Annotated in this window: 19 protein-coding genes and 2 pseudogenes; 13 read left to right on the top strand and 8 right to left on the bottom strand. The window is 71.6% G+C overall.

Annotated elements, in window-relative coordinates:
- Positions 1-60: 60 nt before the first annotated feature.
- The 6 genes from ACFY5C_RS23015 (at position 61) to ACFY5C_RS22990 (ending at position 7,785) form a co-directional block, all read left to right on the top strand.
- Complete coding sequence (locus ACFY5C_RS23015) at positions 61-1,818, top strand: peptide ABC transporter substrate-binding protein (protein ID WP_389446973.1); 1,758 nt, start codon at positions 61-63, stop codon at positions 1,816-1,818.
- Between the two features lie 3 nt (positions 1,819-1,821).
- Positions 1,822-2,781 carry an ABC transporter permease gene (locus ACFY5C_RS23010; protein ID WP_389446971.1) on the top strand — a complete coding sequence of 320 codons (960 nt, stop codon included), beginning with the start codon at positions 1,822-1,824 and terminating at the stop codon, positions 2,779-2,781.
- Between the two features lie 80 nt (positions 2,782-2,861).
- The gene (locus ACFY5C_RS23005) at positions 2,862-3,686 is read left to right on the top strand and encodes an ABC transporter permease (protein ID WP_389447202.1); all 825 of its coding nucleotides are present in this window, start codon (positions 2,862-2,864) and stop codon (positions 3,684-3,686) included.
- Positions 3,683-5,311 carry a dipeptide ABC transporter ATP-binding protein gene (locus ACFY5C_RS23000; RefSeq protein WP_389446969.1) on the top strand — a complete coding sequence of 543 codons (1,629 nt, stop codon included), beginning with the start codon at positions 3,683-3,685 and terminating at the stop codon, positions 5,309-5,311. The genes ACFY5C_RS23005 and ACFY5C_RS23000 overlap by 4 nt, the downstream gene beginning before the upstream one ends.
- Positions 5,308-6,255: an ROK family protein gene (locus tag ACFY5C_RS22995; protein ID WP_389446967.1), complete on the top strand. Its 948-nt coding sequence runs from the start codon at positions 5,308-5,310 to the stop codon at positions 6,253-6,255. Before ACFY5C_RS23000 ends, ACFY5C_RS22995 begins: the two co-directional genes overlap by 4 nt.
- A gap of 150 nt (positions 6,256-6,405) precedes the next feature.
- On the top strand, positions 6,406-7,785 hold the full coding sequence (locus ACFY5C_RS22990; protein WP_389446965.1) for a glycoside hydrolase family 43 protein: 1,380 nt from the start codon (positions 6,406-6,408) through the stop codon (positions 7,783-7,785).
- Between the two features lie 64 nt (positions 7,786-7,849).
- On the opposite strand, the gene ACFY5C_RS22985 is transcribed toward ACFY5C_RS22990, so the two are convergent.
- Positions 7,850-8,806: an ABC transporter substrate-binding protein gene (locus tag ACFY5C_RS22985; RefSeq protein ID WP_389446963.1), complete on the bottom strand. Its 957-nt coding sequence runs from the start codon at positions 8,804-8,806 to the stop codon at positions 7,850-7,852.
- Between the two features lie 318 nt (positions 8,807-9,124).
- Here ACFY5C_RS22985 and ACFY5C_RS22980 point away from each other — a divergent pair, with 318 nt between their 5' ends.
- The 5 genes and pseudogenes from ACFY5C_RS22980 (at position 9,125) to ACFY5C_RS22960 (ending at position 14,252) form a co-directional block, all read left to right on the top strand.
- Positions 9,125-11,740, top strand: coding sequence for an ATP-binding protein (locus tag ACFY5C_RS22980; protein ID WP_389446961.1), 2,616 nt, complete (start codon positions 9,125-9,127; stop codon positions 11,738-11,740).
- The gene (locus ACFY5C_RS22975) at positions 11,737-12,213 is read left to right on the top strand and encodes a roadblock/LC7 domain-containing protein (RefSeq protein ID WP_389446959.1); all 477 of its coding nucleotides are present in this window, start codon (positions 11,737-11,739) and stop codon (positions 12,211-12,213) included. Before ACFY5C_RS22980 ends, ACFY5C_RS22975 begins: the two co-directional genes overlap by 4 nt.
- Before the next feature lie 618 nt (positions 12,214-12,831).
- A pseudogene (locus ACFY5C_RS22970) lies at positions 12,832-13,195 on the top strand (DUF742 domain-containing protein).
- Positions 13,182-13,784, top strand: coding sequence for an ATP/GTP-binding protein (locus tag ACFY5C_RS22965; RefSeq protein ID WP_389446957.1), 603 nt, complete (start codon positions 13,182-13,184; stop codon positions 13,782-13,784). The pseudogene ACFY5C_RS22970 and the gene ACFY5C_RS22965 overlap by 14 nt, the downstream one beginning before the upstream one ends.
- 70 nt (positions 13,785-13,854) lie before the next feature.
- Positions 13,855-14,252 (top strand): annotated as a pseudogene (locus tag ACFY5C_RS22960) (RidA family protein).
- Positions 14,253-14,282: 30 nt separating this feature from the next.
- Here ACFY5C_RS22960 and ACFY5C_RS22955 read toward each other — a convergent pair.
- The 6 genes from ACFY5C_RS22955 to ACFY5C_RS22930 all read right to left on the bottom strand — a co-directional run bounded on the left by ACFY5C_RS22955 (position 14,283) and on the right by ACFY5C_RS22930 (position 19,428).
- Entirely contained in the window at positions 14,283-14,951 is a 669-nt protein-coding gene (locus tag ACFY5C_RS22955) for an ABC transporter permease (protein ID WP_389446955.1), read from the bottom strand.
- A complete protein-coding gene (locus ACFY5C_RS22950; protein ID WP_389446953.1) occupies positions 14,948-15,634 on the bottom strand; it encodes an ABC transporter permease in 687 nt (228 codons plus the stop codon). Before ACFY5C_RS22950 ends, ACFY5C_RS22955 begins: the two co-directional genes overlap by 4 nt.
- Positions 15,631-16,851: an ABC transporter ATP-binding protein gene (locus tag ACFY5C_RS22945; RefSeq protein WP_389446951.1), complete on the bottom strand. Its 1,221-nt coding sequence runs from the start codon at positions 16,849-16,851 to the stop codon at positions 15,631-15,633. The genes ACFY5C_RS22950 and ACFY5C_RS22945 overlap by 4 nt, the downstream gene beginning before the upstream one ends.
- A gap of 191 nt (positions 16,852-17,042) precedes the next feature.
- Positions 17,043-17,744, bottom strand: a complete 702-nt coding sequence (locus tag ACFY5C_RS22940; RefSeq protein WP_389447200.1) for a class I SAM-dependent methyltransferase — start codon at positions 17,742-17,744, stop codon at positions 17,043-17,045.
- A 266-nt stretch (positions 17,745-18,010) separates the two neighbouring features.
- The gene (locus tag ACFY5C_RS22935) at positions 18,011-18,622 is read right to left on the bottom strand and encodes a DUF2064 domain-containing protein (RefSeq protein WP_389446949.1); all 612 of its coding nucleotides are present in this window, start codon (positions 18,620-18,622) and stop codon (positions 18,011-18,013) included.
- Entirely contained in the window at positions 18,619-19,428 is an 810-nt protein-coding gene (locus ACFY5C_RS22930) for a glycosyltransferase family 2 protein (RefSeq protein WP_389446947.1), read from the bottom strand. The genes ACFY5C_RS22935 and ACFY5C_RS22930 overlap by 4 nt, the downstream gene beginning before the upstream one ends.
- Before the next feature lie 103 nt (positions 19,429-19,531).
- Between ACFY5C_RS22930 and ACFY5C_RS22925 the strand changes: the two genes are divergently transcribed.
- Positions 19,532-20,311 carry a response regulator transcription factor gene (locus ACFY5C_RS22925; protein WP_389446945.1) on the top strand — a complete coding sequence of 260 codons (780 nt, stop codon included), beginning with the start codon at positions 19,532-19,534 and terminating at the stop codon, positions 20,309-20,311.
- A 2-nt stretch (positions 20,312-20,313) separates the two neighbouring features.
- Complete coding sequence (locus ACFY5C_RS22920) at positions 20,314-21,426, top strand: sensor histidine kinase (protein ID WP_389446943.1); 1,113 nt, start codon at positions 20,314-20,316, stop codon at positions 21,424-21,426.
- 31 nt (positions 21,427-21,457) lie between these two features.
- Here ACFY5C_RS22920 and ACFY5C_RS22915 read toward each other — a convergent pair whose 3' ends face one another.
- On the bottom strand, positions 21,458-22,465 hold the full coding sequence (locus tag ACFY5C_RS22915; protein WP_389446941.1) for an NAD-dependent epimerase/dehydratase family protein: 1,008 nt from the start codon (positions 22,463-22,465) through the stop codon (positions 21,458-21,460).

Below are 22,465 nucleotides of genomic sequence, written 5' to 3'. Positions count from 1 at the left end.
TTCTTCGAACAGCCGGGGCTTTCACTGACTGCACCTCGCTTCTGTCCCCTGAGGAGAGCCATGTCCCCTGCTCGCACGAGACTCCTCGCCGCTGCCGCCGCCCTGTCCGCCGGCACGCTGCTGCTCGCGGGCTGCTCCGGGAGCAGCGGCACGTCATCCGGATCCCGCGACTCCATCAACTACGCGCTGCCCGCGAACTTCACGCCGAACTGGATCCTGCCGATCGGCACCGCGGCGCATCTGAACACCAACAACATCTCCATCGCGAACACGCTGTGGGAGCCGCTCATCGCCTACGACGGCTCCACCGGCGAGATCGCCTGGAACAAAGCCGGTTCCGTCGCCACCGACGCCGACTTCGCACCCGACAACAAGAGCGTGCGGATCACTCTGGGTGACCGGCACTGGAGCGACGGCAAGCCGATCACCTCCCGTGACGTCCGGTTCTGGTTCGACCTCATCAAGGCGAACAAGTCGGAGTGGGCGGGCTACAACCCCGGTCAGGCGCCGGACAACTGGACGTCCTTCAAGACCGAGGACGACCACCACTTCACCCTCACCTTCGACAAGGCCTACAACCCGCAGTGGATGCTGGCCAACGAGCTGAGCTCCATCACACCCCTGCCACAGCACACCTGGAACAAGGGCGGCGACGCCAAGCAGGTGTGGACGTACCTCAACAACGCCGCGAAGAACATCGGCGACTACGAGAAGAACGCCCTCTGGAAGACCATCAGCGGCCCCTACGCGGTCAAGTCCTACTCGACGGCCGGCAAGGTGGTCCTCACCGCCAACAAGAAGTACGACGGCGGCGAGAAGCCGGACATCCCCACGGTGAACCTGCTCCCCTTCACCACGGCCGAAGCCGAGAAGAACGCCCTGCGCTCCGGCAGCGTCGACTACGGCTACATCGAGGCGACCGACCTCGACCAGAAGGAGAGCTTCAGCGCGCAGGGCTACGAGGTGAAGCCGTGGTCCGGGTGGGCGATCACCTACATGCCGTACAACTTCAACAACCCGGCGATGGGAGCTGTGTTCAAGCAGCTGTACGCCCGCCAGGCCGTCCAGCGCTCCATCGACCAGGAAAGTCTGGCGAAGGTCGTGTTCAACGGGACCGCGGTCGCCGGTTACGGCCCGGTCCCGCAGGGACAGGCGTCCGACTTCGTCTCCCGGGTGCAGAAGGACAACCCGTACCCCTTCTCGACGTCGGCAGCCCGGGAACTGCTGACCGGTCACGGCTGGAGTGAGCAGGGCGGGGTCATGACCTGCACGAGTCCCGGGACCGGGGCCTCCCAGTGTGGTGCGGGCGTCGCCAAGGGCACCAGGTTCGAGATGCAGGTGCTGTCGCAGTCCGGCTCGACGGTCACCGACAACATGATGAGCGCCATCCAGTCCTCGCTCGCCAGGACCGGCATCAAGTTCTCGATCAGGACCGCGCCCGTCAACTCGGTGCTGTCGCAGACCCCGCAGTGCAAGGCGGACCAGTCGATCTGCAAGTGGCAGCTGTCCTTCTTCGGGACGGCCGGCAGCTGGTACTTCCCCGCCTTCCCGACCGGCGACTCGCTCTTCCAGACCGGCGGCGGATCGAACTTCGGCAATTACTCCAACCGGGACGTCGACAAGCTCATCTCCGCCTCCACGACGTCCAGTTCGACGAAGGCCGTCCAGGACTACAGCGCCGCCCTCGCCGAGGACCTGCCGGTGATCTGGCTGCCGGAACCCGTCTACCAGGTCTCCGTCATCAGGAACGGACTCGGCGGCTTCTCCCAGGACTCGCTCGCCAACTTCCACCCCGCGCAGTGGAAGTGGACCGGCTGAGGCATGGACACGCTCCTGTATCTCAGCCGCCGGCTCCTCCAGGCCCTCGCCGTGATCCTGATCGTCACGATCGTGGTCTTCTGCCTGCTGCACACCCTGCCCGGAGGCCCCGCACGCGGGATCCTCGGCCCGCAGGCGACGGCCCAGCAGATCGCCGCGTTCAACCACGAACAGGGGCTCGACCGCTCGCTGCCCGTGCAGTACGTCTACTACTTGCGCGAGTTGGCGCACGGTGACCTCGGGACGTCGTACACCCTCAATGAGGCGGTGTCGCGGCTGATCGAGCAGCGGCTGCCGAAGACGCTGGTGTTGACCGTGCTGTCCGCGCTGGTCGGGCTGCTGCTCGCGATCCCGCTCGGCATGTGGCAGGCGGTGCGGCGCAACAAGCCGGCCGACTACGCGATCACGACGCTGAGCTTCGTCGCGTACTCGACGCCGGTGTACTTCCTGGGGCTGATCCTGGTGCTGGTCTTCACCCAGACCCTGCGGTGGTTTCCGTCGCAGGCTCCCCAAGGGGACACGGTGGCCCAGGTGTTCGCCGATCCGGCGGCGCTGGTGCTGCCGGTGGTGACGGGGGCGGCTTCGATGGTGGCCGTGTTCAGCCGGTACATGCGGGCGGCGACGCTGGAGAACCTGTCCGAGGACTACGTGCGGACGGCTCGCGCCGGGGGCGCCGGGCAGTACGCGGTTCTGTTCCGGCATGTGTTCCGCAACTCCCTGACGCCGGTGATCGCGATGCTCGGGTACTACGTGCCGGTGCTGTTCGGTGGGGCGTTGGTGGTCGAACAGCTCTTCAACTACCCCGGGATGGGGCTGCTGTTCTGGTCCGCCGCTCAGTCGTCCGACTATCCGGTGCTGCTGGGGTGTGTGCTCGTGATCTCCGTCGCGACCGTTGTGGGGACCTTGCTTGCGGATGTGGTGCAGCGGGTTGTCGATCCTCGGGTGAAGGAGGGGCGGGCGTGAGTGGTCGTATTGATGCCGGCGGCCGGTGGGGGCTTGTCGCGCCCCGTGGCGGTGCCGTAGATCGGCACAGCCCCGCGCCCCTGAGTGCGCGCTTCGCGCGCAACAGGCTCGCCTTGGCCGGGCTCCTCGTAGTGGTGCTCTTCCTGGCCTTCTGCTTCCTCGGTCCGCTCCTCTACTCCACGGACCAGACCCACACCGATCTCACCCAGGTCAACCTCCCGCCCAGCGGCACGCACTGGCTCGGGACCGACGCCGTCGGGCACGACCAGCTCGGGCGGCTGATGTACGGCGGGCAGGTGTCGCTGCTGGTCGGGCTCGCGGCCGGGGTGCTGGCGACGGTCATCGGGACGCTGTGGGGCGCGGTGGCGGGGTACGCGGGCGGCTGGGTTGACGCGGTGATGATGAGGGTCGTGGACGCCGGGATCGCGATCCCCGCGCTGTTCATCCTGCTGGTGATCTCCGCGATCGCCTCGCCGGGCCCGCTCGGGCTGGTCGTGATCCTGGGTCTGGTGTCCTGGCTGGTGCCGTCCCGGCTGGTCCGTGCGGAGACGCTCACGCTCAAGAACCGGGACTACGTGCTGACCCTGCGCGCGACCGGCGGCACGCACGGCCGGGCGATCCGTCGGCACATCCTGCCGAACTCGGTGTCGACGATCGTGGTCGCCGCGACGTTCCAGGTCGCCGACGCGATCCTGCTCGTCGCCTATGTGTCGTATCTCGGGCTGGGCGTCCAGCCGCCGAAGACCGACTGGGGCGGCATGCTGTCGGCCGGTCTGACGGCGGCGTACTCCGGGCGCTGGTGGCTGATCGTTCCGCCGGGCCTCGCGATCATCCTCGTCGTGTGCGCGTTCAACGCGATCGGCGACGGGCTGCGTGACGCCTTCGACGTGAAGGGACGCGGATGAACATCCTTGAGATCGCCGACCTGGGCGTGACCTTCTCCACCGACACCGGTGACGTGGCCGCCGTGCGCGGAGTGTCGCTGCACGTACGGCCCGGCGAGACGCTGGCGCTGGTCGGTGAGTCCGGGTCCGGCAAGTCGACGGTGGCGCTCGCCACGATGGGGCTGCTGCCGGGCAGCGCGCGTGCCTCGGGGCGGGTGACGGTCGACGGCACCGACGTGGTGGGCGCCCCGGAGGCCGCATTGGCCCGGCTGCGGGGCCGTACCGCCTCCATGGTCTTCCAGGAGCCGGCCACCGCCCTCGACCCGCTGACCCGGGTCGGCTCCCAGATCGCGGAGGTCATACGCAACCATCGGGACGTCTCCCGGTCGGAGGCCGCCCGTGCGGCCGTCGAACTCCTGCGCCGCGTCGGCATTCCCGAGCCGCAGAGGCGGGCGTCGGCCTTCCCCTTCCAGTTGTCGGGCGGGCAGCGCCAGCGCGTCGTCATCGCCATGGCGATCGCCAACTCACCGGGTCTGCTCGTCGCCGACGAGCCGACCACCGCGCTCGACGTGACCGTGCAGGCCGAGATCCTCGATCTGCTACGGCGGTTGGCCGCCGACTCGGACACGGGCGTGCTGCTGGTCACGCACAACATGGGCGTGGTCGCCGACTTCGCCGACCGGGTCGCCGTGATGCTGCGCGGCGAGGTCGTGGAGACGGGGACGGTGGAGGACGTGCTGTTGCGGCCACGGCACGAGTACACGCGAAGCCTGCTGGCGGCGGTGCCCCGGCTGCGGCTCAGCGGTGAGGACGCGCCCGCGGCCCAGAAGGCGCCCGTGGTGCAACTACGGGACGTGTCGGTGCGGTACGGGCAGGTCCGGGCGCTGGAAGGTGTCTCCCTCGACGTCCGCCCCGGCGAAACCGTAGGTCTGGTCGGCGAGTCCGGGTCGGGCAAGTCGACGGCGGCCAGGGTGGCGCTCGGGCTCATCGCGCCCGCCGCCGGCTCGGTGTCGCTGTTCGGCACCGACCTGGGCCGCGCCCGCGGCCGGAAGCGGCGGGCCCTGCTGTCCGGCGTCGGCGTGGTGCTCCAGGACCCGGTGGCCTCGCTGGACGCGCGGATGAGCGTGGCGGAGTGCGTCGCCGAGCCGCTCAGGGTGCACCGGCGCCGCATGGCGGCGGCCGAGCGGCGGGCCAGGGTAGCCGAGGTGCTGGAACTGGTGCGGCTGCCGAGGGAGTTGGCGGGCCGGGGACCGCGTGAGCTGTCCGGCGGTCAGCGGCAGCGGGTGAGTCTGGCGCGGGCACTGGTGCTGGACCCCCGGCTGCTGGTCGCGGACGAGCCGACGAGCGCGCTGGACGTGAGTGTGCAGCGCACGGTGCTGGAGGTCATCGCCGAGTTGCAGCGTGAGCTGGGGTTCGCCTGTCTGTTCGTCTCCCACGACCTGGCCGTCGTCCAGGAGTTCGCGCAGCGCGTCGTCGTCATGCGGGAGGGCCGTATCGAGGAGCAAGGGCCGACCATGACGACTCTGCTGCGTCCGGAGACGGAGTACACGCGCCGGCTCATCGCGGCCGTGCCCGTACCGGATCCGGTGCTGCAACGGCGGCGCAGGGAACACCGGGCGGCTCTCGGGACGGGGGCCGGCGCATGACGCGTGGAGTGCTGGCCGGTGTCGACATCGGCGGTACGACAACCCAGGTGGTGCTGTGCGACCCGGGCCTGGGCGTTAGGGACCGCGTCGGCGTGCCCACCCCGGCCTCCGACGGCGGGGCGGCGATGGTCGGCGCCGCGCTGGATGCCGTACGGCTGCTGCTGGGCCGTACTTCCGAGCGGCTGCTCGGCGTGGGGGTGGGCGCGGCGGGCGTGGTGGACGCGCGGGCCGGGCGGGTCCTGGTGGCCAGCGACTCGTTCCGCGGCTGGGCCGGGTTCGCGGTGACGGCGGCGTTCGAGAAGGCGCTGGGCGTACCGGCGTTCTTGGACAACGACGTCAACGCCTTCCTGCGCGGGGAGGCGACGGCGGGTTCGGTGGCGGGCGAGCCGGATGTGCTCGGGATGACGCTGGGCACGGGGGTCGGCGGGGCGCTGTGGCTGGGCGGCGTGCTCTACGACGGCCCGCACGGCGCGGCGGGCGAGATCGGGCACGTGCCCGGCTTCGGCGACCTGCCGTGTACGTGCGGTGGGCGCGGGCACCTGGAGACCCTGGCCTCGGGCCGCGCGATCGCCGGCCGGTACGCCGAGCGCACGGGCCGGTCGCGCACGTCCGGGGAGGTCGCCGAGGCCGCGCGGGCGGGCGACCGGGAGGCGCTCGCCGTGTACGACGCGGCGGGGGCCGCCGTCGCCCGCGCCCTGCTCGTCACGGCGGGACTGCTGGACGTCACCACGATGGTCGTCGGCGGTGGCGTGAGCCGCTCCTGGGCCCTGCTGGAGCGCTCGGTCCGCGCTGCCCTGACATCCGAGCCGCCCGTCAGCGGCCGTCCCGTCCGCGTCCTGCCGGCCGGGCTCGGCGCCGACGCGGTGGCGATCGGGGCGGCGGCACGCGCGCGTGCGGAACTGGGGTCCCTGGTGGGCCGGGTGGCGGAAATCCGCCAAGGGTGACCGAGTGATTGACGCGCACCCCGCGCTCTCCTACCTTCTGGTCGATTCACCGAACTGCGTTCGATATATCGACAGTTCGGCGTGCTCGTCTCCCCGACCACAAGGCCCGCACCCCCGCACCCCCGCACCGCCAAACCCCCTGGAGCGCACATGGCCCACCCCTCCCGCAGACACGTCCTCGGCGTGGCAGCGACCCTTCCGCTCGCGGCGACCGGCGCCCTGACCCTCGGAGCCGGGACGGCCCACGCCGCCGACTCGGCGTACGCCATGGCCTACTTCACCGAGTCCAACACCATGCTCGAGGCCGACTACGGTCTGCACCTGGCCGTCAGCACCGACGGTCTGCGCTGGATGCCGCTGAACCAGAACAACCCGGTGGTCACGCCGACCCTGGGCGCGGGAGGCCTGCGCGACCCGTTCATCCTGCGTAAGCAGGACGGCACCTTCGTGGTGCTGGCGACCGACCTCAAGGGCACCGACTGGAGCCGAAACAGCGTCAACATCCACGTCTGGGACTCGACCGACCTGCGGTCCTTCACCGGCTACCGGCTGCTGAAGCTGCACGACATGACAGGCACCCACAGCTGGGCGCCGGAGGCCTACTGGGACGCCGGACGCGGGCAGTACGGCATCCTCTACTCGTCGGTGAACAGCAGCGGCCACAACGTGATCATGGTCAGCTACACGACCGACTTCCGTACCACCCAGAGTCCGCAGGTCTTCTTCGACCCCGGCTACGACGTCATCGACGGCAATCTGACCGTGGGCGTGAACGGCGTCAACTACCTCTACTTCAAGCGCGACCAGACGCTGGTCGGCGCCCGGTCCACCTCGCTGAACCCCGGCAGCTTCACCGTCTTCAGCACCCCGGCCGCGCACGGCGGCACCGAGGCGCCGACGGTGGTGAAGTCGCTGACGTCCACCACCTGGTACCTGTGGGGAGACACGTACACGCCCAACGGCGTCTTCTACGCCTGGCAGTCGACCGACCTGGCCGCCGGCACCTGGACGGCGCTCGACCAGCGCCTCTACACCCAGCCGCTCAACTCCAAGCACTGCGGCATCCAGCCGATCACCCAGGCCCAGTACGCCAACCTGGTCTCGCACTGGGGCGCTCCGGCCTGGAACCGGCTCAAGTCGTACAACTATCCGGCGCGTTACGTCCGGCACAGCGGCTTCGCCGGCCGGATCGACGAGTACCCCTTCGATCCGTTCCCCGACTCGCAGTGGAAGCTGGTGCCCGGGCTCGCCGACGCCTCAGGTGTCTCGTTCCAGTCGGTCAACTACCCGACCCGCTACCTGCGGCACTACAACTACGCCCTGCGCCTCGACGAGAGCGACGGCACGTCGACGTTCGCGGCGGACGCCACCTTCCACCGGACGGCCGGGCTCGCCGACGCCTCCTGGGCGTCGTTCCGCTCGTACAACAACCCGACCCGCTACATCAGGCACGCGGACTTCGCCCTGCGCATCGACCCGGTCTCCACGGCCACCGAGCGTCAGGACGCCACGTTCCACGTCGGCTACTGAGCGGCCTCGCACGGGGTGGGGTGGTGGTGGCGGCACCCGCCGGCCACGACCCCACCCGGTTGCGTCAGTTCAGGCCCGCCGACTTCAGCCAGGCCTTCGCCACGTCCAGCGGGTCCTTGCTCTCCAGCTGCACCTGGGAGTCCAGGTCGAGGAGCGTCTTGGTGTCCAGCTTGGCCGAGACCGCGTTGAGCGCTTCGACGCCCTCCTGGGAGAGGCCGCTCTTGTACACGAGCGGGGTCACGTTGGCGAAGCCGAAGAGGTTCTTCGGGTCCTTCAGGACGACGAAGCCCTCCTTGGTGATGGTCGGGTCGGTGGTGAAGATGTCCGCGGCCTGCACGGTGTTCTTCGTCAGCGCCGCCTGGGTGAGCGGGCCGCCCGCGTCCAGCGCCTTGAACGACTTGAACTTCAGGCCGTACTCGGACTCCAGGCCCTTCAGACCCTGGTGCCGGGTCTGGAACTCGGGCGAGCCGCCGATCACCAGGTCCGGGGCGATGTCCTTGAGGTCCTCGAGGCTGGACTCGGCCGTCAGCTTGTGCTTCTTCGCCGTCTCGGCGTTGATGCTGACGGAGTCCTTGTCCTCGGCCGGCGAGGACTCCAGCAGCGTCAGCTTCGCGTCCAGCTTGCTCTTGACCGCGGCGTTCACGGCGTCGGCCGACTTCTGCTCCGCCTTGTTGTCGAGGTAGGCGAGCAGCGAGCCGTTGTACTCCGGCAGGACCGTGATGGAGCCGTTCTTCAGCAGGCCGTAGGTCGTCTCGCGGCTGCCGATGTTCGGCTTGTAGGTGACCTTGATGCCCTTGGCCTTGAGGGCCTCGCCGTAGATGTCGGCGAGCAGGATGGACTCGGCGAAGTTGTTCGAGCCGACGACCACGGTGTCGCCGCTCGGCTTGTCCCCGGCCAGGGGGTCGGACGTGTCGTCGGAGGAGGAACATCCCGCCAGCAGCGCCGCCGTGGCGGCGAGCGCGACGGCGGCCGCGCCGGGATGGTTCCTGAAGGACCTGCTGCTTACGGCGGTGGAAGTCACGATTCCCGTTCCGGTTTGTGGGGGTTGAAGGGCCGACCCCGAGGTCTGGGCAGAACTCTCCACTGATCCAATCCAGCCGGTTCTGTCCCAGTCAAGAGCAATCCGGTCACCGATTGGCCTCGAACGATGGCCGCTTGTGCCCCGATGTGAAGGGGGGACGGTTGGGGCGCAGGGTGTTGTAACGGATTCTTGACGTACAGTTCCGGTCACGAAAGGCAAGAGGCGATAGTGTCCCCGACGTTGACGGGGGCGATACCGGTCAACAACGGTCACGTGAGACCTCGCGCGCCGTGCGACGCCCACCAAGGAGGCAACTCGGTGTCCACGAACGAGGTGGGCGCTCCCCGCCCACGTCGTCTACGCGGTTTCGCCGACCGCTGGCCCTTCCGGCGGAAGCTCAGCCTTCTCGTCGGTGTGCCGCTGACCGTGGTAGCGGTCCTTCTTGCCTACCTCATAGCCGACCAGACCGCGCAGTCACGTGACGCGGCCGACGCCGCCCGGCTGGTCCGGGAGAGCACCGAGGTCGCCACGCTCGCCGACCGGCTGGCGTCCGAGCACCAGCAGGCCGTCCTGCTCTCCGTACGGCACGAGGCCTCAGACGGAGACGCGCCTTCGTCCGCCGCCTACCGCACGGCGCAGTCCCTCGTGAACGTCCAGGTCGAGCGGGTGCGTGACGCCTTCGGGGAACGGCTGCCGGAGACCGAGGCACAGGCGCTGCGCGGAGTCGAGGGCCTGAGCAGCCTGCGTGACACCATCGAGCGGGGGTATCTGCCCGCCGAGAACATCGACCCCGCGTACACCCACGCCGCGCAGAACCTGATCGACGGCCTGGGCCTGGACCGCAACCCCGATCTCGCGACCGCCTTCACCGGCAATCTGCTGGACTCGCTGCTGCGCGCGGGCGCCGCCCACAGTGCCTTCGAGACCGGCGTCTTCTCGGCGTCGACCGGTGACTCCAACGCCCTCATCGAGTTCATCGGCGCGGTCGGCTCCTACGACGAGTACACCCATCAGGCCGAACGTTTCTCCCGGTTCGCCACCGAGGCGCAGGCCGCGCAGCTCGCCGGGATCAAGTACACCGCCGCGCAGAGCGTCATCAGCCGGCACTTCGCCGAGCTGCAGATCGACCCCGGCGCCGCCCAGGGCGCCTCGCCCGCGCAGATCCGCACGTCACTGGACGCTGCGCTCGACTCCTACCCCGCCTACCGGGACCAGGCCAGGACCCGGCTGGCGATCACCACCTCTCTCATCGGCCAGATCGCCGACCAGGCGGAGAGCGCCTCCGACAAGGCGGCGTGGCGCGCGGTGCTCCTGCTGGGGCTCGCCCTGCTCGGCCTCGTCGTCTGGCTGGTCCTCGCGATGCTGGTGCGCCGCTCGGTGGTCCGCCCGGTGCAGGCCCTCACGGGCGCCGCACGGCAGGTCGCCGAGGTCGCCGAACGCGAGCTGGCCCGGGTGGCCGACGACGACGCCGAGGACGACGGTCCGCCGCGGCTGCGTGCGATGCCGGTCACCGCGCGCGACGAGATCGGCGAACTCGCCGAGACGTTCAACCAGGTGCAGACCATGGCGGCCGCGCTGCTGGAGCGGCAGGTGCTCAGCCGGCGCAACGTCGCGGAGATGTTCGGCAACGTGGGGCGCCGGGTCAGCAATCTCACCACACGCCAGCTCGCCCTGATCGACGCGGTGGAGCGGGGCGAGACCGATCCGGCCCTCCTCGAGCGGCTGTACTCCATCGACCACATCGCGGTCCGCCTGCGCCGCAACGCCGACAGCCTGATGCTGCTCGCCGGCATCCACGAGGCGGTCCTGGACGCCGGTCCGACCGCGCTCACCAACGTCGTACGCGCCGCGCTCGGCCAGATCGAGGGCTACCAGCGCGTGGAACTGCGCGCGCGGACCGAGGCCGTGGTGGAGCCGGAGGTCATCGGCGACCTGACGCTGATGATCGCCGAGCTCCTGGAGAACGCGGTGTCGTTCTCGCCGGAGGGCAGCCCGGTCGAGGTGGCGGTGGCGGCCGCCGGCAACGACGCGGTGATCGTCGTCTCGGACCACGGCCTGGGCATGGCCCCGGAACGCCTCGACGAGGAGAACGCCCGCCTGATCCGCCGCGAACGGCTCGACCTCGTACCGACGAAGGTTCTCGGCCTGTTCGTGGTCGGCACGCTCGCGCGCCGCTGGGAGATCGCGGTCACGCTCTCGCGCACGCCGGGCGGCGGTGTGACGGCCGAGGTGACGGTGCCGTCGTCGCTGCTGGTGACGGGGAGCACCACGGGTTCGACGGCTACGGCGGCGTTGGCCGCTGTCGCCCCGGGCGGCTCGGATTCGGGGCCGAAGGCGGCCGACGGAACGGACTCCGACCACGCCGGCCGTGCGGCTGCTGCCACCGGCCCCCGGCCGTCCGCGGCCGTGCAGGGGGATGCCGTACGGGCGGACGACGCCCCGGACGCCGACGGGTTGCGGCCCCTCCCCCGCCGGGTCGCGCAGCGCGAGCCCGCACCGGAAGGAGTGCCGTCCGTCCCCGCGGCCCGCACCGAGGAGGCTCCCGCAACCGGGGGCGACGCGGCGGCATCCGCCGATCACGCACGGGCCGAGCAGCCGGACCCCTCCGTGACCGCGGCCCGGCCCGGTGCGTCGCCCGCGACCACGGGCGACGCCCCCGCTGCCCGCCCCCTGCGTCGCCGCGTCCGCGGTGCGACCCTGCGTACGACCGTCGAGGCCTCCGAGCGGCAGACGGCGTTGCGGCAGGACGCGCGGACGCTCGACGCACAGGCCGTGCGGGCCGCGCTCGACGAGTTCGAGGCTGCCGTGGAGCGCGCGCACCGCGACAGCCGCAACGGCGGTAACGGCGGCGCCGATGCGCCGTCTGCACGAGTGACAACCCCAGCCCCCCATGCGCATGACCAGAACGACCCCCCGGAAGGAGCGGAGCAGTGAGCACGTCGACAGGTGGCACCCCGGCGGGAGGCCCCACGCCGGCCGAACTGCAGGCCGCCGCAGCCGACTTCACCTGGCTGCTGAATCGCTTCGCGAAGGAGACGGCCGGTGTCGTGGACGCCATCGCCGTCTCGTCCGACGGCCTCCTCATCGCCGTGTCCGAGCTGCGTGAGCACGCCGACTCCGAGCGGCTCGCCGCGATCGTCTCCGGCATCACCAGCCTGGCCGCCGGCGCCTCCGGCAACTACGGCCTCGGTGGCCTCAACAAGGTCATCATCGACCTGGAGGGCGGCCACGTCCTGGTCTCCACGATCGGCAGCGGCGCCGTGCTCGGCGTCGTCACCGACAAGGAGGCCAAGCTGGGCAACATCGCCTACGAGATGACCGTGTTCGCCAACCGCGCCGGTTCCGCCCTCAGCCCGCAGCTCGTACTGGAGCTGAAGAACAGCGTCGGCACCGCGTCGACCCGCTGACCGGGCGCCGGGAAGAAACCCGGGAGCCCCGGCACCCGGCCGAGGAGGACGGAGAACGCCATGGCGGACGGCACTCCAGCACCGCACCTCGACGCCCCGGAACCCGACGGCCCGCAGCCCAATGGGCGGGACCTCACGGGGTCCGAGCCTGACGGACCGGAACCTGGCGGGCCGGAACACGGCGAGTCGGACCCTGGCCGGTCGGACCCCGAGGGGCCGAACCCCGGCGAGCCGGAATCTGGCGAGCCGAACCCTGGCGCGCCGGAACACTACGAGCCGCAGCTCAATGGGCCGGACCTCACGGGGTCCGAGCCTGACGGACCGGAACCTGGCGGGCCGCAGCACGGCGGGGCGGCCCTTGACGGCCCGCTGTCCGATGCGCCGGGCCCCGGTGGACCGGACAGCGGTGGGTGGGACCCCGGTGGGCCGGACCCCGATGGGCCGGACCCTGATGGGCCGGACCCTGATGGACCGGACAGCGGCGGGTCGGACCCCGGTGGGTCGGACCCCGGTGGACCGGATACTGGACGGGCGGATCCCGGTGGGTCGGACCCCGGTGGGCCGGATCCCAGCCGGGCGGGCCCCTGTGGGGTCGAGTCGGTCGGTCCTGCCTCCGCTGTGCGGCCCTTCCTGGTGACCGCCGGGCGGGTCGTGGCCGATGCCGACGGGCGGTCGATGCCCGTTGAGACGCAGGTGGTGGCCACCACCGAGGGGCTCGACGCGCTCGACCGGCTGGCCTTCGAGGAGCACGACATCGTCGCCGTCTGCCGGCTGCCACAGTCCATCGCGGAGATCGCGGCCCGGCTGCGGCTGCACCTCAACGTGGTGCGCGTCCTCGCCGAGGACCTGCGCGCCGCCGGGCAGTTGACGGTGCACGTGCCCGACTCCGGCGTCATCCACGACGCTTCCGTCCTGCGCAGGGTCATCGACGGCCTGCGCGCCATACCCGACTCACGAGGGGTCACTCCGTGACGACGACTGAACCGGCCACCGGCGCATCCGCCGCGGCGGCGGCCACCGTACGACCGCCGCTGCCGGTCAAGATGGTGATCGCCGGCGGCTTCGGCGTGGGCAAGACCACCACCGTGGGCGCCATATCCGAGATCGAGCCGCTCACCACCGAGGCCGCGATCACGGAGGTCGCGGCGGGCGTGGACGACCTCACGCACACGCCCCGCAAGACGACGACCACCGTGGCCATGGACTTCGGCTGCCTCACCATCGACCCCACCCTGAAGCTGTATCTGTTCGGCACGCCCGGGCAGGAGCGGTTCGGTTTCATGTGGGACGACATCGTCGAGGGCGCCGTCGGCGGGCTCGTCATCGTGGACACCCGCCGGCTCGACGACTGCTACGCCGCCGTCGACTACTTCGAGCACAAGGGCATCCCCTTCGCGGTGGCCGCCAACGCCTTCGACGGCAAGGTCGAGCACACCCTGGAGGAGATCCGCTGGGCCCTCGACGTGACCGACGGCGTCCCGGTCGTCGTCTTCGACGCCCGCGAACGCGGCTCGGTCCGCGACGCCCTGCTCGTCGTGCTGGAACTGGCGCTGGCACGCACGCAGGACTGACCGGGGGACGGGGAGGCGAGGCGGCGGCGGACGCGGAATGCCCGCGCCCGCAAGCGTGTTGGGATGAGGCATGAGCCTCGACGAGCGCACGATCACCAATCCGCCCGCCCTGCACGACCCGACCCCGTTGAGCTACAGCCACGCCGTCTCGGCGCCCGGCGAACTCGTCTTCATCGCAGGCCAATACGCCTCCGACGGCAACGGCGCACCCGTGCCGGGCGACTTCCCGAAGACCGGCTGCGCTCGGCGCTGGAGGGCGTCGGCCTCGGCTACGAGCACGTCGTCCGCCTGGGCACCTTCATCGTCGACCACGACGCGGCCGAGCTGGAGGCCATCGGCAAGGCGCTGCGTGTCCGGTTCGGCGACCGCCTGCCCGCCCAGACCCTGAGCGGCGTCGCCTCGCTCGCGCTGCCCGGCATGCTGTTCGAGGTCGACGCGGTCGCCGTACGGCCGGCCCCGCGGGCCTAGTCGCACCTGCGGACCACCGTGGGTGCGTGGCTAGCCGCGCCTGCGCACCCCCGGTGAGACCGCGAACCGAGCCACGGCCCAGAACAGCGCCAGCGTCGTGAGCGCCATCGCGGCGACCAGCGTGGCGCCGCCGACGACCTTCTCGTAGTTGCGCTGGTAGAGGCCGTCGATGATGTAGCGGCCCAGGCCGCCGAAGCTGACGTACGCGGCGATGGTGGCCGTCGAGACGATCTGGATGGCTGCCGAGCGCAGGCCGCTGAGGATCAGCGGGAGAGCCACCGGCAGTTCGACCCGGAACAGGACCCCGGCCTCGGCCATGCCCATGCCGCGAGCGGCGTCCACCGGCGTGGGATCGACGGAGCGCATGGCCTCGTAGGTGGTGACGAGGATGGGCGGGATGGCGAGCACGACCAGCGGGATCATGACGGGGGCCATGCCCAGGCCCAGCAGGATGAACATCAGCACCATCAGGCCGAAACTGGGCAGCGCCCGGGCGGAGGTGGCGATGAGGGCGAGCGCGTTGCCGCCACGACCGGTGTGGCCCGTGAGCAGGCCGACCGGCAGTCCGACCGCGGCGGCGATGCCGAGTGCCAGCAGCGTGTACTGGACGTGCTCGGCGAGCCGGGCGGGGATGCCGTCGTAGCCCTGCCAGTGCGCGCTGTCGCTGAAGAAGGAGTTGATGAAGTTCAGGACGTTCACCGGGCGGCCTCCTTCACGGCGAGCGGGCGCACGTTCTTACGGGTGCCGCGCGGCATCCAGGGCGTCAGGAGCAGACGCAGGCCGATCAGCACGGCGTCCACGAGAATGGCGAGGACGGCCGTACCGACCACGGAGAGCCACACCAGGCGGGGCTGGTTGTAGATCAGGCCGCTGTTGAGCAGGTTGCCGAGGGCTCCCGCGTTGCCGATGAGCATGCCGACGCTGACGAGGGAGACGCTCGACACGGACGCCACCCGCAGTCCGGCGATGATCGCGGGCGCCGCGATCGGCAACTGCACCTGGAGATAGCGTCGTACGGGCCCGAAGCCCATGGCGGTCGCGGCGGCCAGTGTCTCCTGCGGCACCGACCGCACACCGTCCACGATGGCCGGGACCAGCACCACCAGGCTGTAGACGGCCAGCGGGATCATCACCGTGAGTTCGCTCAGGCCGGTGTAGTCGATGAGGATGACGAAGAAGGCGAGGGAGGGGATCGCGTACAGCACGGTCGTGACCCACAGCACGGGCGCGTACAGCCAGCGCACGCGCACGCACAGCTGGGCGACGGGCAGCGCCACGAGCAGCCCGGCGAGCACGGGGATCAGCGCCTCGCGCAGGTGCAGGCCGACCAGTCCGAAGTAGCTGTTCTGGAGGTCGCTCGGCATGTCGAAGAGCTCGGTCATGGCGCGACCTTCTCGGTCGTCCCGGTCGTCCCGGTCGTCCCGGTCGCACCGGTCGCACCGGTCGGCCCGGAGGCCCCGGCCTTGCCGTCGTCGGCCCTGCCGCCGTCCGCGCGCCGCTCCGCGTGCGCCCCGCGGATGGCCTCGCCGATCGTCTGCTGCGAGACGACCCCGGTGGCCCGGCCGTCGGCGTCCACGGCGACGGCCCACCCGGTGGGCGAGAGCACGGCGCAGTCGAGGGCGGCCCGCAGCGAGTCGGTGCCGGTGACGAACGGGCGCCCGTACGGCAGGAGTCGGTCGGCCTCGATCTCCCCGGCGGTGAGATCCTGCGGCTCGCCCCAGCCGAGGGGCTTGCCGTCCGGGTCAGTGACCAGGAGATACGGCGCGTCGGCCGTGCCGGCAGCGGTGATCTGCTCGGCGGTGGCGTCGACGGCCACGATGGGCTCGCTCAGCAGCTCCAGGCCCGCCGAGGGGAAGAACGACAGTCGCCGGATGCCCCGGTCCGCGCCGAGGAAGTCCTCCACGAACTCGTCCGCGGGGTGGGTCAACAGCTCGGCCGGCGGGGCGAACTGGGCGAGCTTGCCGCCCGTGCGCATCACGGCGACCATCGTGCCGAGCTTGACGGCCTCGTCGATGTCATGGGTGACGAAGACGATGGTCTTGCCCAACTCCTCCTGGATACGGAGGAGTTCGTCCTGCAGGCCCTTGCGGACCACGGGGTCGACGGCCGAGAAGGGCTCGTCCATCAGCAGCACCGGCGGATCCGCCGCGAGCGCCCGGGCCACGCCGACGCGCTGCTGCTGGCCGCCGGAGAGCTGGTACGGGTACCGCTTGGCGAGCGCCCCGTCGAGGCCCACCCGCTCCATCAGCTCCCGCGCCCGCGCGCGGGACTTCTCCTTGCCCCAGCCGAGCATGCGGGGCACCGTGGCGATGTTGTCGATGATCGTGCGGTGCTGGAAGAGGCCGGCGTTCTGGATGACGTATCCCATGGACCGGCGCAGGGTGTTGACCGGCTGCTGCTGGATGTCCACGTCGTCGAGGAGGATGGTGCCCTCGCTGGGCTCGACCATCCGGTTGATCATCCGCAGGGTGGTCGTCTTGCCGCAGCCCGACGGTCCGACGAGTACGGTGACCGAGCGGTCGGGTATCTCCAGTGAGAGCTGGTCGACCGCCACCGTGCCGTCCGGGTACCGCTTGGTGACTGAATCTATCCGTATCAAAACGCCGAATGCCCTTCGGGTCTGGCAGATTTCGCCCGCTTTTGACCACGGGTCCGGGCCGTTGAGGGGAGAGTCTAGACGTCCAGTGTTGCGGGACTGTGGACTGGACCGGCTCCGTGCGGACGGATCGCTGCACTACAGAACCACAGCACGGCAGCACCGCAGCACCACAGCGCCGCAGCACCGCACCTTCATCGACGTCGGCCGGCTCCGCTGCTGCGCAGGGCGACGAAGGACCGGCCGCCCGCCACCCACTCGCCGACGGCACCCCAACCGGCGCGCTCGGCGTGCCGTAGCAGGGCCGGGGTGCCGAGCCGGGCCCAGGGGAAAGGGGTGCCGGTGGTGCCGCCGGCGTCGGTCACGTGGACGTGGACGCGTTCGTCGAGGTCCTGGTCCGGCACCGTCTCGGCGATCAACAGGCCGCCGGGCCCCAGGAGTTGGGCCATCCGGTCGAGCAGCGCCGCCGGGTCGCCGCCGATGCCGAGGTTGCCGTCGATGAGCAGGGCCGTGCCCCAGCGGCCTTCGCCGGGCAGCGAGTCGAAGACGGAACGGCGCAACGCCGGCCCCCCGAGGCGCAGCGTGCACGCGACGGCGACCTCGCTGACGTCGATGCCGAGCACGCGGCGCCCCTGCCGACCCAACGCCGCGACCAGCCGCCCGGGCCCACACCCGACATCCAGCACCGCCCCCTCGCAACGCCGCAGCACCTCCATGTCCACCGCATCGGCCTGCGCACACCACCGCTCCACGTCGAGCGGCAACAGCCAGCCGTCGGTACGGCGCAGGTAGAGGGGGCCCCGGCCGGCGCGCAGGGCACGCGCATAGGGGTCGGCGGACCAGGAAGCGGTGTCGGAGGGGGAGACCCGAACGCGGATGCCGGGGCTTGCGCCCATGCCGGGCTCGGGCGCGGTCCCGTGCGGCCGGCTGTCGGCGACCGCGCCCTCGTGGTGGACCGCGCCCAGGGCCAACTGCCCAAAGACGCCGGCGTCGGACGGGAGGCGTGACGGGCGACCGCCGGTGTCCATGCCTGCGCTCGGGGCCGTGCCGAGCTCGGACGAAGTCCCGCGTGGGGGGCTGCCGGTGCCGGTGTCCGTGTGGTGGATCGTGACCGGGCCCGCCTGGCGGGCGATCCTTGCCGTCGTCGTATCGTGCGGAGCGCTCATCGGTCCACCGTCGGGGTGAGGTGCGCCAGCGCTGTTGCGAAACGTCCGCCCGGTGCCGCCTCGGCGACCAGGCCGGCATCGGCTGCCGTGTCGACGTCACGCAGGCAGGGCAGGTCGTGCACGCGCAGACCCGCGAGCCGGGCCCTTTGCGCTGCGCCGGTCTGCGGCGTCGACATCGGGACGCCGCGCAGCCGTGCCGGGTCCGGTTCGGCCATGCCGAGCGCCCAGAAGCCGCCGTCCTCGGCCAGGCCGAAGTACGCGTCGCAGCCCGACCAGTCGACGGTCAGCAACTCCGGCGTCACCTGCGGGGTGTCCATGCCGATGAGCAGGGCCGGCCCGTCGCACCCCGCGAAGGCTTCGGCCAGCCGCTCGTCGAGGCCGCCCGCGCACTGCCGTACGACGTCGAAACCGGGCGGCACCCAGGGGCCCGGCGTCCCGTCCAGGACCAGCACCCGGCGCCGGGCCGGCGTCCGCGCCACGGCGTCCAGTGTGTCCACCAGGGCCGCCTCCGCGAGCACGGCGGCCTCCTCGGGTGTGAAGGGCGGGGTCAGCCTGGTCTTCACCCGGCCCGGCCGGGGCTCCTTGGCGATGACGAGGAGCGTGGTCACGAGCGGGTTCCTTTCGACGGGGCGGCGCCGGGCCGGGATGCGGCGCGGTGGGCGGACCCGGCTCCGGCACCGGCACCGGACCACGCGCCCGCCCCCGCGCCCCCGTCGGCCTCCCCCAGCACCCGGCTCATGTCCCGCACCGCCTGCCAGGTCCCCCGCCAGGTCCCCGTCACCTTCGACGCACCCGTGCGGGGCAGGTACGGCACGTCGTACTCGGCGATGCGCCAGTCCGCGTCGGCGGCGCGGACGACCATCTGGAGGGGGTAGCCGCTGCGGCGGTCGGTGAGGGCGAGGGTGAGCAGGCGGTCGCGGCGGGCGGCGCGGAGGGGGCCCAGATCGTGCAGGCGCAGGCCGGTACGGCGGTGGAGGAGGCGGGTGAGGGCGAGGTTGCCGACGCGGGCGTGCAGCGGCCAGGTGCCACGGGATGCGGGACGGCGTCGGCCCAGGACCAGGTCTGCCTCGTCGGCCGCGACACGGCGCACGAAGGGCATCAGGTCACCCGGGTCCAGCGAGGCGTCGCAGTCGCAGAAGCAGACGATGTCGGCCGTGGCGGCGGTCAGCCCCGCGTGGCACGCGGCGCCGAAACCACGCCGCTCCTCGTGCACGACCGTCGCGCCGAGCTCGCGGGCGACAGCCGCCGAACCGTCCGTGGAACCGTTGTCCACGACGAGCGCCCGCCAGCCCGGCGGGATCCGCTCCAGGACCCAGGGCAGGGCCTCGGCCTCGTCGAGACAGGGAAGCACGACGTCGACGGAGGCCGTGCGGGGTTCATTCGCTGCTGCGGATGGGGTCGTCACGGCTTTCACCCTACGAGCCAGAAACGGGCATATCGGGCTAGGGCTCCTTACGAAACAAGGACGTCAGCCCCCGACGGCGGCACACATGCGCCGGGGGTGCGAGGCTGGCGGCATGGAGCAGCAACTGCCGTACCCGCAGGCCGGGGCCGGGCAAGGGGCCAGGGTTCTCGTCGTCGACGACGACCCCACCGTCGCCGAAGTCGTCTCGGGCTACCTCGACCGCGCCGGTTACGTCGTGGACCGCGCCGGGGACGGCCCCGACGCCCTCGCCCGGGCCGCCGCGCACTGGCCGGACCTCGTGGTCCTGGACCTGATGCTGCCCGGCATGGACGGGTTGGAGGTGTGCCGCCGGATGCGCGGCCAGGGGCCCGTGCCGGTCATCATGCTCACCGCCCGCGGCGACGAGGACGACCGCATCCTCGGCCTGGAGGTCGGCGCCGACGACTACGTCACCAAGCCCTTCAGCCCCCGCGAACTCGTCCTGCGCGTCGAGTCGGTGCTCCGCCGCACCCGCCCGGGCCCGGTCCGGCCGGAGGGCAGCTTGCGCGCGGCCGGCCTCTCGGTCGATCCGGCGGCCCGCCGGGCCACCAAGAACAACGCCGAACTCGCCCTCACCATCCGTGAGTTCGACCTTCTCGCATTCTTCCTGCGGCACCCCGGCCGGGTCTTCAGCCGCGAGGATCTGATGCGCGAGGTGTGGGGCTGGGACTTCGGCGACCTGTCGACCGTCACCGTCCATGTCCGCCGGCTGCGCGGCAAGGTGGAGGACGATCCGGCCAGGCCGCAGCTCATCCAGACCGTGTGGGGTGTCGGCTACCGCTTCGACGCGACCGGCACCGCCGCCCCGGGTCCCGCCCCCGCTCCCTCTCCGTCTCCCGCCGGGGAGGTGTGATCATGCGCGACACCCTTCTGATCGCCCTCTTCGCCTTCCTCGGCGCCGCCGCGGCCGGCGTGCTCGGCGCGTGCGTGCTCATGCTGGTCCGGCGCCGCTCGCTCATCGTGCACCTCGCCGTGGTCGCCGGCGTCGGCATCACCGCGATGCTCGCGGGCACGCTCGCCGTCGCCCAGGCGATGTTCCTGAACGGGCACGACCTGTCCGTCGTCACGACCGTGGTCGCCATGGCCGCCGTGGTCTCCCTGGCCACCGCCCTGCTGCTCGGCCGCTGGGTCGCCGCCCGCAGCCACGCCCTCGCGCTCGCCGCCCGGTCCTTCGGCGACGGCGGCGACTTCACCTCGCCCGACGGTGTCGCCACCGCCGAACTCGCCGAGCTGAGCCGCGAGTTGGAGGCCACCAGCGCCAAGCTCGCCGAGTCCCGAGAGCGGGAGCGGGCGCTGGAGTCCTCCCGGCGTGAGCTCGTGGCCTGGATCTCGCACGATCTGCGTACCCCGCTGGCCGGCCTGCGTGCGATGGCGGAGGCACTGGAGGACGGGGTCGCCGTCGATCCCGACCGCTATCTCAAACAGATCCGGATGGAGGTCGAGCGGCTCAACGGCATGGTGGGCGACCTCTTCGAACTGTCCCGTATCCACGCGGGGACGCTGGCGCTGAGCACGAGCCGGATCTCCCTGTACGACTTGGTGGGCGACGCGCTCGCGGGCGCCGACCCGCTGGCCCGCGAGTGCGGCGTACGGCTGGTCGGTGAGCGGATCGAACCGGTGCCGGTCGAGGTGGACGGCAAGGAGATGAGCCGGGTGCTGGGCAATCTGCTGGTGAACGCCATCCGCCGGACGCCGGCCGACGGCACCGTGGCCCTCGCGGCCGTGCGCTCGGCAGAGGGTGTGGTCCTGTCCGTCACGGACGGCTGCGGCGGCATTCCCGACGAGGACCTGCCGCGCGTCTTCGACACCGGGTGGCGCGGCACCCATGCGCGTACCCCGCCGGCGGGGGCGGGGCTGGGCCTCGCCATCGTGCGGGGCATCGTGGAGGCGCACGCCGGACGGGCCTCGGTGCGGAACGTCCCCGGGGGGTGCCGCTTCGAGGTGGTGCTGCCCGCTGCCGCTTCTTGAGAGGCGGGCAGCACCACCAGTCCGAGGGAGCCTACGCCCCTCGCATTCCGGCCACCGCGAACTCCCGCATCCCGTCGGCGAACCCCACCTCGGCCTTCCAGTCCAACTCCGCGCGCAGCCGCGCCGAGTCGGCGGTGATGTGCCGTACGTCGCCCAGCCGGTACTCCCCGGTCACGACCGGCTCGGGGCCGCCGTACGCCTGTGCGAGCACGTGGGCCATCTCGCCGACGGTGTGCGGGTCGCCGCTGCCGGTGTTGTACGCCGTGAGCGCACCCGGGAGAGCTGCCGAACCCGCCTCCAGCGCGGCCAGGTTGGCGGCTGCCACGTCCCGGACGTGGACGAAGTCCCGCCGCTGGCGGCCGTCCTCGAAGACGCGGGGCGCCTCGTCGCGGGCGAGCGCCGAGCGGAAGAAGGAGGCGACCCCGGCGTAGGGGGTGTCGCGGGGCATGCCCGGTCCGTAGACGTTGTGGTAGCGCAGGGACACCGCCGTGCCGCCCGTCGCGCGGGCCCATGCCGCGGCCAGGTGTTCCTGGGCGAGCTTCGTCGTCGCGTACACGTTGCGCGGGTCGACCGGGGCGTCCTCCGCGACCAGCCCGGGGGCGAGGTCGGCGCCGCACTGCGGGCAGGACGGCTCGAACCGGCCCGCGTCGAGATCGGCCACGGCACGCGGGCCCGGACGTACGACGCCGTGCCGCTCGCACTCGTAGCGTCCCTCGCCGTACACCACCATCGAACCGGCCAGCACCAGTCGGCGTACGCCCGCGTCGGCCATGGCGGTCAGCAGTACGGCCGTGCCCAGGTCGTTGCGGGAGACGTACTCCGTGGCGTCGGCGAAGCCGGCCCCGAGGCCGACCATCGCGGCCTGGTGGCACACGGCGTCGACGCCGGTCAGGGCGTGGCGGACGGCGTAGGGGTTGCGCACGTCCGACTCGGGGTCGAGGCGGACGTCGTACACGACGGGTTCGTGCCCGTGCGCCTTGAGTGCATCGACGACGTGGGACCCGATGAAACCGGCACCGCCGGTGACCAGTACGCGCAT

It is taken from the genome of Streptomyces sp. NPDC012935, from assembly GCF_042900345.1.
Classification (GTDB): domain Bacteria; phylum Actinomycetota; class Actinomycetes; order Streptomycetales; family Streptomycetaceae; genus Streptomyces.
The sequence above is the reverse complement of the archived record's forward strand: the minus strand, read 5'-3'. Positions and strand labels throughout refer to the sequence as shown.